The organism is Acidobacteriota bacterium (assembly GCA_026707545.1).
Taxonomy (GTDB): Bacteria; Acidobacteriota; Thermoanaerobaculia; order Multivoradales; family Multivoraceae; genus Multivorans.
In genome coordinates, this window is the sequence record JAPOWR010000001.1 from 1,819,372 (window position 1) to 1,833,892 (window position 14,521).

General features: G+C 68.3%; 10 protein-coding genes. 9 read left to right on the forward strand and 1 reads right to left on the reverse strand.

Annotated elements, in window-relative coordinates:
* Positions 1-27 precede the first annotated feature (27 nt).
* Positions 28-2,121: a hypothetical protein gene (locus OXG83_07185; GenBank protein MCY3964802.1), complete on the forward strand. Its 2,094-nt coding sequence runs from the start codon at positions 28-30 to the stop codon at positions 2,119-2,121.
* 15 nt (positions 2,122-2,136) lie between these two features.
* Here OXG83_07185 and OXG83_07190 read toward each other — a convergent pair whose 3' ends face one another.
* A complete protein-coding gene (locus OXG83_07190) occupies positions 2,137-3,252 on the reverse strand; it encodes a class I SAM-dependent methyltransferase (GenBank protein ID MCY3964803.1) in 1,116 nt (371 codons plus the stop codon).
* A 133-nt stretch (positions 3,253-3,385) separates the two neighbouring features.
* Here OXG83_07190 and OXG83_07195 point away from each other — a divergent pair, with 133 nt between their 5' ends.
* The 8 genes from OXG83_07195 to OXG83_07230 all read left to right on the forward strand — a co-directional run bounded on the left by OXG83_07195 (position 3,386) and on the right by OXG83_07230 (position 14,513).
* Entirely contained in the window at positions 3,386-5,146 is a 1,761-nt protein-coding gene (locus tag OXG83_07195; protein ID MCY3964804.1) for a PQQ-dependent dehydrogenase, methanol/ethanol family, read from the forward strand.
* Positions 5,146-5,979 carry a transporter substrate-binding domain-containing protein gene (locus OXG83_07200; protein ID MCY3964805.1) on the forward strand — a complete coding sequence of 278 codons (834 nt, stop codon included), beginning with the start codon at positions 5,146-5,148 and terminating at the stop codon, positions 5,977-5,979. Before OXG83_07195 ends, OXG83_07200 begins: the two co-directional genes overlap by 1 nt.
* 21 nt (positions 5,980-6,000) lie before the next feature.
* Positions 6,001-6,525, forward strand: a complete 525-nt coding sequence (locus OXG83_07205; protein MCY3964806.1) for a c-type cytochrome — start codon at positions 6,001-6,003, stop codon at positions 6,523-6,525.
* Between the two features lie 97 nt (positions 6,526-6,622).
* On the forward strand, positions 6,623-8,896 hold the full coding sequence (locus tag OXG83_07210; protein ID MCY3964807.1) for a PQQ-binding-like beta-propeller repeat protein: 2,274 nt from the start codon (positions 6,623-6,625) through the stop codon (positions 8,894-8,896).
* Between the two features lie 109 nt (positions 8,897-9,005).
* Positions 9,006-11,294 (forward strand): TonB-dependent hemoglobin/transferrin/lactoferrin family receptor, encoded by a 2,289-nt coding sequence (locus tag OXG83_07215; protein ID MCY3964808.1) that lies wholly within the window; start codon positions 9,006-9,008, stop codon positions 11,292-11,294.
* Positions 11,295-11,383: 89 nt separating this feature from the next.
* Entirely contained in the window at positions 11,384-12,619 is a 1,236-nt protein-coding gene (locus OXG83_07220; protein MCY3964809.1) for a mandelate racemase/muconate lactonizing enzyme family protein, read from the forward strand.
* A gap of 66 nt (positions 12,620-12,685) precedes the next feature.
* Entirely contained in the window at positions 12,686-13,450 is a 765-nt protein-coding gene (gene gloB, locus OXG83_07225; protein ID MCY3964810.1) for a hydroxyacylglutathione hydrolase, read from the forward strand.
* Between the two features lie 64 nt (positions 13,451-13,514).
* Positions 13,515-14,513 carry an amidohydrolase family protein gene (locus OXG83_07230; protein MCY3964811.1) on the forward strand — a complete coding sequence of 333 codons (999 nt, stop codon included), beginning with the start codon at positions 13,515-13,517 and terminating at the stop codon, positions 14,511-14,513.
* Positions 14,514-14,521: the final 8 nt, after the last annotated feature.

Consider the following 14,521-nt stretch of genomic DNA (forward strand, 5'->3'; position numbering starts at 1 on the left):
GGAGACCGCCGCTACACTGCGGCCGAAATGGCCGGCCGCGGAATCGATGCGTGGGCGCTGGGGGCGGCCGTCGTCCTCGCCGCGGTCACGCTCGGCGCACCCCTCCTGGGCGTCGCCGGGTGGCGGCCGCTGGCAATGGGCGGCGCCGTCGCCCTGGCTCTGCTCTACATCGCCTGCCGCGTCCTGGCGCTGGCACCTCTTCTCGAGCACTCCACCGCCTCGAAGCGGCCGCCCCTCGTCTTTCTGCTGCTGCCCTTCGCCTTCTACCTCGCTCTGATTCCCTGGTCGATCCACGAGCGGGCGCCGGACGGCGATGAGCCCTGGTTCCTCCTGGTGACCCACAGCATCGCCCACGACTTCGATCTCGATCTGGCGAACAACTACCGCGACCAGGACTCGCTCGACTTCATGCCCCGCGCGGTCGAGCCGCAGCCGGGAGACCCGGAGGAGTCCGACGGCGCCGTCTATTCGCGACACGGCGCCCTCCTGCAGACGGTCATGGCGCCGGCCTATCGCGTTGGCGGTCGGGCCGGCGCGATGGTCGTGATCGCCGCTCTGGCCGCCCTCGGCGCCTGGCTCCTGCTCGATCTGACCGCCTTCAGCCCGGACGCTCGGGCGCGGCTGATCGTCTACCTGGCGTTCGGCTTCACCGCCCCCTTCCTGATCTACAGCCAGCAGATCTGGGCTGAGGTCGCGGCCGTCCTCCCGGCGGTCGCGGCTCTGAGGTGGATCAACCGACTCACCGGCGAACGAGACGGTCCGACACCGGAAGCGCGCGGCGACGACCGAGTCGCCTGGCTTCTTCTCGTTCTGGCTCTGGCACTCTTGCCGGCGCTCAAGTCCCGCCTCGGCCTGGTCAGTGCGGCACTCGCCCTGATCTGCCTACTGCGCCTCGACCCGGCGCGGCGCCGGCGCGGCGCGGTCTGGCTGGCATCGACACTCGTGCCGGCCGGCGTCCTGGTGTTGCTGCTGAACCGAGCGCGATTCGGCACCGTACTCGGCATGCACTCGTGGAGCGAACTGGAGTTCTACCGGGAATCCGCTGTCGCGATGGCGCTCGCCCTGAATGGCATGTTCTTCGATCTAGCCTACGGCCTGGTCGCCTGCTCACCGATCTGGCTACTCCTGTTTCCCGCCACCGTGGCTGCCTGGCAGCGCAACCGCCGACTCCTCTTCGAAGTCGCGCTGATCGCCGCCCCGACTCTTCTGCTGGTCGCCACGCGCTTGGAGTGGTACGGCGGCTGGTCGCCGCCGTTCCGCTACGGCCTTGTGGTCCTGCCCTTTCTCGCCCTGTTGCTTACACCTCTGTTCGAGCGTCGATTCGACGGTGTTTCGGCAGCGTCGCTGTCGGGGACCGCCGCGGGCGGCCCGCCGCCAGGGCTTTCGGCTCTGGCACTGGTCCTGGCTCTGCTCAGCGGAGCGCTGGCGGTGATCTTCGTGGTCGAGCCAGGCTGGACCTACAATCTGGCCGACGGCCGCCACCACCTGATCTACCACCTGGAAGCTCGTACCGGGATCGACTTCGCGCGCTTTCTCCCCTCCGCCACGCGGCCCCGAAGCGCGACCTGGATCTTCCCCATCGCGGCCGTCTGCCTAGCTCTCGTCGTGCCGCGCCTGCGCTACAGGCCGCTCGCGGCGGCACTTGCCGCCCTCCCCGTACTTGCACTTGCCGCCCTCCCGATCCTCGCCGAATCGCTACCAACGCGGCGCCTGGAAGTCGAGAGCGCCGCGGTCGACAGGACAGGCGGCAACCTGGACCCGGAACGCTGGACGATGGAGCGTACGCGGTACCCGGAAGCCTGGGTGTTCCCCGAGGGCACGCGCGCCGAAGCGCCGATCATCCCCGGCGGCAGCCAGGCGACCCTCACGCTGACGGTCCGGCCGGTGCTGAACCGTCCGGCGCCGTTGACTCTGATCGCCCGGTCCGGCAGCCGCGAGATCGGTCGCCTGGCCTTCGCCGCCGGCGCCGGCAGCGACCAGGCCGGCTGGCAGACGCATACCTTGCCGGCCGCCGCGTGGTCTCCGGGGGCGCCCCTCGTCCTGGAGGTTCCCTTCGCCCCCGGGACAGCACTGCCGCCGAACGGCGTGAAGATCGACCGGATCGACTTTCGCTGGCGCTGAGGGCGCCAGCGACGTTCAGGGCCGGACTTCGTAGTACAGGTTCGCCGGGTCGTCGAAGTCGTGCATCCGGAAGCGCGTGAATCCGGCTTCCCGCACCATCCGCTCCGCCACGACCGGGTTGAACCCCAGCGTTCCCAGGCCCATGCCGTCCGGCTCGGACAGGGCCGACGACATGCAGGCGGAGACCGAGAAGCCGTAGAGCAGCGCGAGCACGGGATTGCGCCGGTTGTCCTCGAACCGCGGGCTGCTGCGGATGTCCTTGATCAGCCAGGTGCCTTCATCCCGGATGGCGCCCCGAATGGCGGCGATCACCAGGTCCGGCCTGGTCATGTCATGGACGCAGTCGAAGGTGACAACCAGGTCGAAGCTGGGCTCCTGAGGCAGATCCTCGCCCCTTGCAATCCGCCAGTCGACGTTCGTGGCACCGGCTTCCAGAGTACGTTCGCGGGCGATGTCGATCGCGTGCTCGGACGGGTCGTAGCCGGTAAAGCGGGATTCCGGGAAGGCGCGCGCGAGGGAGAGCAACGCCACACCGCCACCGCAGCCGACATCGATCACATCGATCCCGCTCCGCAGGCGTTCTTCGACACCGTCGAGCGCCGGGATGATCCGCGGCACCAGCGCCTGCCGGGTCCAGGGACCCAGCATCCGCTCCGTGCGGTGGGCTGCGCAGGGACCGAGCTGCTGATAGGAAAGGCCGATCCCGGTCTTGAACGCCTCCGCCAGGCCGTCGATCACGTCGTGGTCCGGCGGATAGCCGAACGCGCCGCCGGCGAAGGCCACGGAGTTCTCCTCGTCCGCGAGCACCGCGGCGGCGATGCCATCGAGTTCGAAGCGCGGCTCGCCGCCGTTCTCGGCGCCGTGGTACTCGAGCAGCCCCGCGGCCGCCTGGCCGTGCAACCACTCGCGCAACCAGCGCTCCTTCAGTCCGCTGACTTCGGCCAGCTCCGCCGGGCTCACGGGGCCGAGGCCCTGCAGGGTGCGGTAGATACCCAGCCGGTCGCCGAGATGGATCATCAGGGAAACGAGCTCGCCCTGCTTGAACTGCCACACCTTCAGAGCGAAGGCGCCGACCTGTTCCGGGTCGAGCCGGCCGTAGAGTGACTGCGTGCCGCCGTCGTCGTCCGTCATCTCGGGCTTCTCCTCACTGTCTCCGTGGTGGGCTTGCGGTGCGCCCAGGCGGGCCGCACGGTATCATCGCCGCCCGCACGAACAGCCTCGTCCAGGGAGTCCCGCGACACCTGAACGTCTCAGGAGATTGTCCATGCCAGCCACCCGCAATGCCGCCAGGAAGTCGGCCCTCCAGGCCACGACCGGCGTTCTCACCCTGCTGCTTCTGTCCATTCCGCTCGCAGCCCAGGAGGAGGGCGTCGCTGCGGCGCCCCAGCACCACTGGCCGGCGGCGACTGCGGTCGGCGACGGCGCCGGACCGGTCGACCAGTCGCTGCTCGAGGCGGCGCCGACGCGCGAATCCTGGCTCCACTACGGCGGCAACTACGCTAGCTGGCGCCACTCTCCGATCACCGAACTGACACCGGAAAGTGCCTCGAAGCTGCGCATCGCCTGGATCGCGCAGACCGGCATTGCGGGCCAGCTCGAGTCCTCGCCCGTGGTCTACGACGGCGTGCTCTACCTGACTTCTTCGATGAACCGTCTGCTCGCCTACGACGCCGCGGACGGCAGTCTGCTGTGGCGCTACGACCACCAGAACCCTTCCAACCTGATCATCTGCTGCGGACCGGTCAACCGCGGCGTCGGCATCGCCGGCGACCTGGTCCTCATGGGCACTCTCGACGCCCATCTGCTGGCGTTCAACCGCAAGACCGGCGAACTCGTGTGGGATACGGAGGTGGCACCCTACGCCAGAGGCTTCTCCATCACCTCCGCGCCATTGATCGCGGAGGGCGTGGCCGCCATCGGCATCGCGGGCGGCGAGTACGGCGTCCGCGGGTTCTTCGACGGCTACGACATCGAGACCGGCGAGCGGCTCTGGCGTCACTTCACGGTGCCGGACGAAGGTGAGGCCGGGGTCGAGACCTGGGCCGGCGAGTCCTACAAGACGGGTGGCGCGGCTACGTGGGCCACTGGCAGCTACGACCCGGCCACGAAGACGCTGTTCTGGACGACCGGCAATCCGTCGCCCGACTGGAGCGGCGATACGCGCGCGGGCGACAACCTCTACAGCGACAGCGTGCTCGCAGTGGACATCAAGACCGGTGAGCGCAAGTGGTACTTCCAGTTCACGCCTCACGACGTCTGGGACTACGACGGCAACTCGGAGGTCTGGCTGGTCGACGTCCAGGTCAACGAACAGACCATCCCCGCCCTCGTCCAGGCCAACCGGAACGGCTACTTCTACGTCCTCGACCGTCGCGACGGCGGTTTCCTGCACGCGAACCAGTACGTCCACCAGTTGAACTGGGCAACGCTCGACGAGAACGGCCGGCCGGTCGTCGACGAGGCGATGAAGCCGGCCGAGGAGCCAACCCAGCGCGTCTGCCCCGGCCTCGCCGGCGGCAACAACGCCGCCTACGCCGGCGCCTACAGCCCCGCCACGGGTCTGGCCTACGTGCCGACGATCGAGAGCTGCATGATGTTCCGCAAGGGAGAGGTCGTCTTCATCGAAGGGCTCCCCTTCTTCGGCGGCGAACCGATTCCGACCGACACCGTCGAAGGCAAGTCCTACGGCCACCTGTCGGCGATCGACGTGAGCACCGGAGAGACGAAATGGAGCTACCGCGACCCGGTGCCGATGCTCGCCGGCGTGCTCAGCACCGAGGGCGGCCTGGTCGTGACCGGCAACGCCAGCGGCCACCTGCTCGGCTTCAACGCCGAGACCGGCGAGGAGGTGTGGCGCTACCAGAGTGGCTCGGGTATCCGCAGCCACCCGATCGCCTACCAGTACGAAGGCCGGACCTTCCTGGCAGTCGGTTCGGGCGGTGGCGGCATCGTCCAGACCACGGTCGGCACCGCTCCGTCGTTGCCCGAGGGCAGCGTCCTGCTGGTGTTCGAACTCGACGCCTGATGCGAGCGACGTCGCCGGCAACGCGGCGGTCCTGGCTCGTCGGCGCGTTGAGCGTGGTTCTGGCGGTCGTTCCCGCCAAGGCCGAGCAGCTTCGTGTCTGCCTGCTCGAGAATGACCTTCCCCGTGCCAGCCGTACGGAGGCCGCCGGCTTCGACCACGACCTGTTCCGTGAAGCTGCCCAGCGCCTCGGCCGCGCCTTCGTGCCGGTCTGGCGGCCCGATGCGCCCTTCTACTCCGAGATCGAGGATTCGGAGCTGCCGCTGGACGAGCTGGCGGCCGGAGACTGCGACCTGGTGCCCTCCGTGCCCGGCCGCATCGCCCTCGGTCGCCTCGCCGAAGCGATCGATCTCAGCGCTCCCTACTACGCAGCCGCCTTCGAGGTCTACATGCCGAACACCGACCACGTCGAGTGGAACGGCCTTGCGGAAACCGTAGGCGACCGCAAGGTGGCGGTGCGGCTGCAGTCGCTGGCGCATTTCGCCGTTCAATGGGCGGGGCTCGAGTGGACCTCCCAAACCACCGCCGAAGCCGTGGCAGCCGCCGTGGACGATGGCCGGGCGGCGGCGGCGCTGATCTGGGGACCGGCGCTCGGACGACTCCAGAAGGAACCCGTGCTTGGCTTCGAACCGCCGGCCGGCCTGCGCTTCAATGAGCATGCCGCCATGCGCCACGGCGACGGCCTGGTTGCCGACATCGGGCGGGCGCTCGACGAGCTGCGACGTGACGGTACGCTGCAACGGCTGGCCGCCCGTTATGGCATTTTCCGAATCGAACCGTTCACCACCGTGTCCTCGCCTGCCGCGATCCGCGCGCTCAGCGCGGGCGGCGAGTAGCAACCCGAGGGGGTAGCCAACTTGTTCGCGAACACCATGACCCGTAGCGAGCCGAACCGCTTCGCCTCGTACTCGACGATCGTCCTGCCCCTGCTGCTGGTGGCCTGTGCTAGCAGCGGCGGACCAGCTCCCGATGAACCACCGGCTCCGGCCGCCGGCGAGCCATCCGCCGCCATCCAGCCGGCAACCGCGGACGATGGCGCCGCCACACCACCGGCGCCGGCGGACACGGCCGCCGAACCCGCCATGAGTTCCTCTCCCGTAGCTGCCTACCTCGGCGACCCCGCCGCGATCACGGCCGGCCGGCGCATGTTCCGCGCCGTCTGTACCGGCTACTGCCACTCGACGACACCCGGCGTCACGAAGGACGCTCCGAACCTCTTCGACTGCGACTGGGACCACGGCAGCACAGACGCCGACCTCTACCGCGTGATCAACCAGGGCGTGCCGGACACGGAGATGCTCCCCTTCGAGGGCAAGATCCCCGAGGACACGATCTGGAAGGTGATCGCGTACATGCGCTCGAACAGCCTGGACTGCGGCTGATCCCAACCGTCCACTGAGCGTCGGAGTCACTTGGACCGTAAAAGGGGACCAAATTGGTACTTGACAAAGAGAACCAACTTGGTTCAGTTTATGCCCCATGCTCCAAATCAAGCTCCCCAGCGGCACTCTTCGCCGCTCCGGCGCCGCGGCCGCCTTCGTTCTGGGAACAGCCGCTGCGCAAGCCGCTGTTGCCGAGGAAGTGGACCCCTCGCCTCCCGGACAAGCAGTGATCCCCGACCTTCCCCTCGCCATCTCGAGTTTCGGGGCCGCGGCCATGGACCGCTCGCTCTACGTCTACGGCGGCCACATCGGCACGCAGCATGTTCACTCGTTCGAGAACCTGAGCCAGCTCTTCCTGCGCTATCCGCTCCAGCCAGGTCCCGGTGGACCCCTGTCCGCATGGCTGGCCTTGCCGCCGGGTCCGCCGCTTCAGGGCACGGCCCTGATCGAGCACGAAGGCGCCCTCTACCGGGTCGGCGGCATGCGCGCGAACAATCCCAGGCGGGAGCCAAGCGAACTCTACTCCGTCAGAAGCGCGGCCCGCTTCCTGCCCCAAGAGAACCGCTGGCAGCGGTTCATGGCCCTTCCGGCCGGCAGGTCCTCGCACGATCTGGCCGTCGTGAACGACTTCCTCGTCGTCGCCGGCGGCTGGGAACTGCGAGGCTCCGTGGAAGACCCCCTCTGGGAACGGTCCGTGTTCGCACTCGACCTCAAGACGCTCGACGAGGATTCCATCGGCGAGTGGCAGGTGCTCACAGAGACGCCGATCGGCGTCCGCGCGAACGCCGCGGTCGGATTCGACGGCAAACTGTGGGTCCTGGGCGGGCTCGACGACAACGGCAACACGACGAGACGCGTCGACATCTACGACCCGGCCGCCGACACGTGGACGTCCGGCCCGGAGTTGCCCGAATCCGGCAGTCTGAACGGCTTCGGGGCGGATGCCGTGACGGTCCATGACACCCTGCTGATCAGCCAGGCTGACGGCCGCGTCTACAGCATCCAGAGCGGCGAGAACGAGTGGACCCACGCCGGCGACCTGGATGAGCGGCGCTTCTTTCACCGCCTGGTCAGCGACGGCGAATCGCTGTTCGCGATCGGCGGCGCCAACCGTAGCGGCCACCTGAACTCCGTCGAGCAACACCTCCTGTCGAGTTTCGGCCTCGGCTCAGGCTCACCCTCCGCCGACGGCACCGCTCCCCCGGACACAGAGACTGACTGGGCAGGCTTTCGTGACGGCGGCGCCAGCACGGTCGAAGGTTCCGACCTGCCCTCGGCCTGGACCGAGCCGGCCTGGACCGTCGAACTTCCCGCCTTCGGCCACTCCGGCCCGGTCGTCTGGCGCGGCACGGCCTACGTGACGTCGGTGACCGCCGACGCCGAGGACGCCAAGGACACGTTGTGGCTCACGGCCATCCGCATCGCCGACGGCGAGGAGCTCTGGCGCCGGAACTGGCCTGCCTCGGAGCGTCTGCCCTTCAACCAGTACACGGCCCGCGCCGCCCCCACTCCCGCCATCGACGCCGAGAGGATCACTCTCTTCTTCGGCACCGGCGATCTGTTCGCCACCGACCACGACGGCAACCGCCTCTGGCACCGGAATCTCTCGGCCGATCACGGCAGTTTCGCCGGCAACCACGGCGTCGGCGGCTCCGTGCTGCTCGCCGGCGATCATGCCGTCGTCCTGCTGGCGCGCAAGACCTACTCCTACCTGCTCGCGGTCGACCGCGTCACCGGCGAAGAGCGCTGGAAGGGCAATCGCGAGCCGGGCGTGTCGTGGACCACGCCGACCCTGTCGCCCGACGGACGCGAGATCGTCGTCAGTTCGAACGGCTCCGTCGAGAGCTACGACGCTGCGAGCGGCCGGAAGCTCTGGTGGATTCCCAACGTCAAGTCGAACACCACCCAGTCGCCTCTGATCACGGAGGATCTGGTCGTGATCTCGGGTTCCGAGCGGCCAGCCAACTTCGCGATCCGGCGGGGTGGGCGCGGGGAACTCGGCGAAGACGACATCGTCTGGCGCTCGGAATCGACCGCTCACTTCGCCTCTCCCGTGCTGGCCGGCGACTGCATCTACTGGGCGAACGCCGCCGGCGTCGCCCAGTGCATCGACCCGGCGACCGGGAAGTCGCACTGGCAGCGCAGGCTCTCGCAACCGGCCTGGGTGACCCCCATCGCAGCCGGCGAGCGCGTCTTCTTCTTCGGCGAGAAGGGCGCTACCGACGTCCTCAGCGCCGGCACTCGAGGCGGCGAGGTGCTGGCCACGAGCCGTGTCGAGGTCGACGAGTACCTCACCGGAGTCGCCCCGGCCGGCGACACGTTGCTACTCAGAAGCGGAAAGCTGCTGCACGCGGTGCGCGGCGAGCCATGACCATGGAAACAAGGGCGCTCCACCGCGACAGCCGTGGAAGCGAAGCGGTGAAGCGCCCACCCCTAACAACCGGCGGCACAAGACCGCCAGAAGCTCGGAGGTCGATCCTATGTCCGTTTCATCCCCCAGGCGTCAACGTTTCGCCGACCCGTGGCGTTTCGCCATGGTCGCTCTCGGCCTGGCCTGCATCCTGCCGAACGCCACACCGCTCCTGAGCCAGGAAACTGCTCATTCTCCGGCCGAGGAAGGGCAGGAAGCCGAAGAGCCCGGAACCGGCGACGCGACCTTCCTCGACGAAGTCACCGTGACGGCCGACCATGTTCCGGGCTCGCTGCGAGACACGCCCGGGCACGTGTCGATCGTCACGGACGACGACATCGAAGACCAGCTGTTCGAAGACATCGCGGACCTGGTCAAGTACGAGCCCGGCGTCTACGTGGAGGGCGACTCCACGCGGCTTGGCCTCAACGGGTTCAACATCCGCGGCATCGGCGGCAACCGGGTCCTGACTCAGGTCGACGGCGTTCCGAGCGCGGAACAGTTCGACTTCGGGCCGTTCAACGTCCATCAGCAGGCGATCGACATCGACACGCTGAAGTCGGCCGAGATCGTCCGCAGTGCCGGATCGGCGCTCTACGGCAGCGACGCGGTCGGCGGCGTGATCTCCCTGATCACGAAGAACCCGTCCGACTATCTCGACAGCAGTAGTCGCCACTTCGGTCTGAAGGTCGGGTTTGACGGCCGCAGCCAGAACTCGAACCTGAACGCCGCGCTTGCCGGCGGCGGCGAAGCGGGACGAGCCTCGCTGTTCGTCAGCTCGAGCAGCGGCAACGAGCTGGACAACGCAGGACAGACCGGCGGTCTCGGCATGGACAGGGACCGACCGAATCCTCAGGAGCGCGACAGGCTTCAGGCGCTCGGCAAGGCGGCCTACGACATCTCCACGGGCAACACCATCCGCGCGGTCTTCGAGCTGAACTCCACCGACGCAGAGACGGAGGTCTTCTCGGCCCTCGGCACCAGCCTACTCGGCCCGTTCACGATCACGCAGCTCGAGGTCCTGGCGAACGACACGCAGGACCGTAACCGCGCTTCGCTCGAGCAGGTGGTGAGAAGCGGCGGCGCCGTCGATCAGTGGAGCTGGCGGTTCAACACCCAGAACGTGGACACGGCGCAGAACGTCGCCGAGCACCGGCTGACCGCGAGCTTCGGTCCGCCGATCGCGAGCAACAGGAGCGGCGATCTGTGGTTCGAACAGAAGACCTTCGGCGCCGACGTCAACGGCCTCGTCGAGACGGGAACCGCCGACTCCTTCAGCAGCGCGATCTACTTCGGCGGCAGCTTCCTGATCGACGAGTTCGACATGCTGCGCGACCGGGTCGAGCACGATCTCTCGGGCAGAGCCGTACCCACTCGGCTCGTCTTTCCGAGCAAGTACTTCCCGCAGACCGAAACGGAAGAGACCGGCGTCTACACCCAGGCCGAACTCCGCTGGAACCGGGTTACCCTGATCCCCGGTGTCCGCTACGACCGGTTCGTCGTCGACGCCGACCCGAGCGACACCGTCTACATCGCCGCCGGCGGCCTGCCCGCGGCCAGCCTGGACGAGGACGCCGTCTCACCGAAACTGGGAGCCGCGATCGAACTCCACCGCACGACCACGCTGACGGCCCAGTACGCGGCCGGCTTCCGGGCGCCGCCCTACAGTTCGATCAACACCGGGTTCACGAACCTGGCCGGCGGCTACCAGACGATCGCCAACCCCGCGCTCGAGCCCGAGATCAGCGACAACTTCGAGCTCGGCTTGCGCTGGAGCGCCGGCGGCACGAGCTGGAGCGTCAACGGGTTCCAGAACCGCTACGACGACTTCATCGAGTTCCAGAACGTCGGGTTCAATCGGCAACTCAGAGTGGTCGAGTTCCAGAACGTGAACCTGACCGAGGTGGAGATCGACGGCGTCGAGTTCCGACTCGAATCGCGCCTGGGCGACAACGTCCTGCTCCGTGCCGCCTATGCACGCATCGACGGCCACGACGTAACCGGCGGGACTTCCGTGCCGCTGGCATCCGTCGCACCCAACGAGGGCGTCCTGGGATTGCGATACCTGTCCAGTTCGGCAAAGTGGGGCCTCGACGGCTCGGTACGGCTGGTCGACGACCGCGACCCGGAGAAGGTCGCAGACGGCGAGCACGTCCCGGGGGGCTATGAAGTCGTCGATCTGGTCGCCTTCTTCGCTCTGCCTGCCGACACGAAGCTGCGGGTCGGAGTGCTCAACGCCACGGATGAGGCGTACTTCGAGTCATGGCACGTGCGCGGCAGGCAGGCGAACGACCCGCGACTGCTGCTCTACTCGAGTCCCGGCCGGAACGTGGTCGCGTCGCTGAGCTACAACTGGTAGGGCGGCCGCTCGTCCGGTTCGGAAGCGCCAGACCGGCACCAGCCCGGCGCCCGCGGAACGAAGGGCTACTGCTACCGTTGCCTGCGCCGATGAAGAGGGCGCGGGCAACGACGGCGCCGGTCACGCGCCGGCAGGCGATGGCGGCCGCGGGTGGCGCTGCCTTCTTGCCCGTCACCGACTCACCGGCCTTCGGCATCCAGCCCAGCGGTGTGGCCGAAGGGAAACTGCGGATCGAGGAGCTGGAGCTGACTTCCGTCCGGGTGTCGGAGCGGACGACCTGGTTGTTCGTTCACGTGCGCACGAACCTCGGCCTGTCGGGACTCGGCGAGTGCTCTCTCGGCAGGCGGCGCGAACTGCCGGCGCTGGGCGAGGCGTTCGAGGCAGCTCGCGGCCGCTCGCCATTCGACATCGAGGCCTACCGCGCGGCCGGGCGCGAGCACGCGGCGACCGGCGACATCTTCAAGGCGACCGCCTTCTCCGCCATCGAACAGGCGCTCTGGGACCTCGTCGGCAAGGCGGTCGACGCGCCCGTTCACCTGTTGACCGGCGGCAGACTCCACGACCGCCTGCCGGCCTACGCGAACATCAACCGCGCCACGCGGGAACGCACGCCCGAGGGCTTCGCGGTCAACGCCCGCGCGGCCGTCGAAGACGGTTTCACCGCGATCAAGGCCGCTCCGTTCGACGGCTTCCCCGCGCTCGACGCGCCCGCGCCTGAAATCGCCGCGGCCACCGACCTGGGCGTCGCCTGCGTGGAGGCGATCCGCGAAGCGGTCGGCCCCGACGTGGACATCCTGATCGATTGCCACAGCTTCTTCGACGTCGACCTGGCCGTCGATGTCGCCCGCCGTCTCGAACCCCAGCACCTCGCCTGGTACGAGGAGCCGGTCGCACCCACCGATGTCGCGGCCACCGTGGCCATCGAGCGGGCGATCGCACAGCGCATGGCGGGCGGCGAGTTCCTGTTCGGCATCGAGGGCTTCGCCCCCCTGTGCCGGGAACGGGCCGTCGACGTGATCATGCCCGACGTCAAGCACTGCGGCGGGCTCCTCGAAGCCCGGAAGATCGCCGCTGTCGCCGAACTCGACGGCATCGCCGTCTCGCCTCACAACCCGAGCGGTCCCGTCGCCACCGCCGCCTCGGCACAGCTCTGCGCCGGCCTGCCGAACTTCGAGATCCTCGAGATGCAATGGGGCGAAGCGGCCTGGCGCGGCGACCTTGTCGATCCGCCGGAACGCTTCGAGAACGGCTCGATCGCCGTGCCGGGTGGCCCAGGTCTGGGCGTCGAGTTGAACCAGGCGGTGCTGCGGGAGCGGCGGATATAGTCCCGTCCGCCTTCTCGCAGTCCTCCGACGCACCCTGATGCGTCCAACCCTCCGCCGGAGAATCCCGTGCTCGAGATCCAGACGATCCCCGTCCTGAGCGACAACTACTCCTACGTGCTCCACGACATGGGTAGCGGCAAGATCGCGGTCGTCGACCCGCCGGAAACCGGGCCGATCGAAGCGGCGCTCTCCGCCAGCGGTTTCGGCATCGACTGGATCGTGATCACACACCACCACATGGACCACATCGCCGCGGTGCCCGCACTGAAGGAGAAGTACGGATGCCAGGTCGTCGGTCCGGCCGCCGACCAGCACCGCATCCCGGGGCTCGACCTCCTGGTGCGCGAGGGCGACCGCTTCCAGTTCGGCGAAGCCGAGGCGCAGGTGTTCGACACTCCCGGGCACACGACGGGGCACATCACCTACTGGTTCGAGGACGACCGGGCGCTCTTCTGCGCCGACACCCTCTTCGCCCTTGGCTGCGGCCGGGTGTTCGAGGGCACGATGGAACAGATGTGGGAGTCGCTGGCCAAGCTGCGGGCGCTACCCGACGATGCGATCGTCCACTGCGGCCACGAGTACACCCTCTCCAACGCCCACTTCGCCGTCACGGTCGATCCCGACAACGAGGAGTTGATGGAGCGGGTCGCGGAGATCGAGGAACTGAGACGAGAAGGCAGGCCCACGGTGCCCTCGAACCTGGGGGTCGAGAAGCGGACGAACCCCTTCCTGCGACCCGACGACCCGGGTATCCGCGCCCTGCTCGGCATGGCCGGCGCCACGGACGCCCAGGTCTTCGGCGAGATCCGGACCCGCAAGGACAACTCCTGACACCCGCAGCGGCTGGATGGGCCATGGAACACCTCCCGTCTTCGTGAATGTAGGAATCACGCGCATGAACGAACAGGAAGCCGTCTGGCTGGCCCGCACCCGGGAAGAACCGATCGACCCGGACCAGGAGATCTGCGACCCCCATCACCACCTCTGGGACTACCCGGAGTCGCGGTACATGCTGGAGGAGCTCCACGGCGACACCGGAGCCGGCCACAACGTGACCTCGACGGTCTTCGTCGAATGCGCATCGGGCTACCGCCAGGACGGTCCCGAAGAGATGCGGGTCGTCGGCGAGACGGAGTTCGTGCTGGAAGTCGCCGAACGGAGCGACGCCGCTGGCGCTTCGATCGCCGGCATCGTCAGCCACGCGAACATGCTCCTGGGAGATCGCGCCAAGGCCGTTCTCGAAGCCCACATCGAGGCCGGCGGCGGCCGCTTCCGCGGCATCCGTCACTCCGCCGCGTACGACCCCAGCCCGGACATCCGGGTGTCCCACTCCAAACCGCCGCCGAGCATGCTGCTGCGCTCGGACTTCCGGAGCGGATTCGCCTGCCTCGGGCCACTCGACCTGAGTTTCGACGCCTGGCTCTACCACCCGCAGATCGATGAACTGACCGACCTGGCCCATGCCTTCCCCGACACCCGAATCATCCTCGACCACGTCGGCGGACCGCTCGGAATCGGGCCGTACCGGGGCCGGCGGCGTGAAGTCGAGGCGGACTGGCGCAAGTCGATCACCGAACTCGCGCGCTGCGAGAACGTCGTGGTCAAGCTCGGCGGCCTGCCGATGAAGATCTGTGGCTTCGGCTGGCACAAGCAGGACGCGCCGCCCTCCTCCGCCGAGACCGCGGAAGCCCATCGCCCCTACTACCTCCATTGCATCGACTGCTTCGGAGTCGACCGTTGCATGTTCGAGTCGAACTTCCCGGTCGACCGTGCCGGCGGCGCCTACACCCTGCTTTGGAACTCCTTCCAGCGCATCGTGGCGGACTTCTCCGAGGACGAGAAAGCGGCGCTCTTCCGCGACACGGCGCGCCACATCTACCGGCTCGACCCCTGAATCGGAGC

What these genes read in the sequence shown, in the direction of transcription:
- OXG83_07185 (MCY3964802.1), top strand. Translation starts at nt 28, where the DNA reads ATGGCCGGCCGCGGAATCGATGCGTGGGCGCTGGGGGCGGCCGTCGTC.
- OXG83_07190 (MCY3964803.1), bottom strand. Translation starts at nt 3,252, where the DNA reads ATGACGGACGACGACGGCGGCACGCAGTCACTCTACGGCCGGCTCGAC.
- OXG83_07195 (MCY3964804.1), top strand. Translation starts at nt 3,386, where the DNA reads ATGCCAGCCACCCGCAATGCCGCCAGGAAGTCGGCCCTCCAGGCCACG.
- OXG83_07200 (MCY3964805.1), top strand. Translation starts at nt 5,146, where the DNA reads ATGCGAGCGACGTCGCCGGCAACGCGGCGGTCCTGGCTCGTCGGCGCG.
- OXG83_07210 (MCY3964807.1), top strand. Translation starts at nt 6,623, where the DNA reads ATGCTCCAAATCAAGCTCCCCAGCGGCACTCTTCGCCGCTCCGGCGCC.
- OXG83_07215 (MCY3964808.1), top strand. Translation starts at nt 9,006, where the DNA reads ATGTCCGTTTCATCCCCCAGGCGTCAACGTTTCGCCGACCCGTGGCGT.
- OXG83_07220 (MCY3964809.1), top strand. Translation starts at nt 11,384, where the DNA reads ATGAAGAGGGCGCGGGCAACGACGGCGCCGGTCACGCGCCGGCAGGCG.
- OXG83_07230 (MCY3964811.1), top strand. Translation starts at nt 13,515, where the DNA reads ATGAACGAACAGGAAGCCGTCTGGCTGGCCCGCACCCGGGAAGAACCG.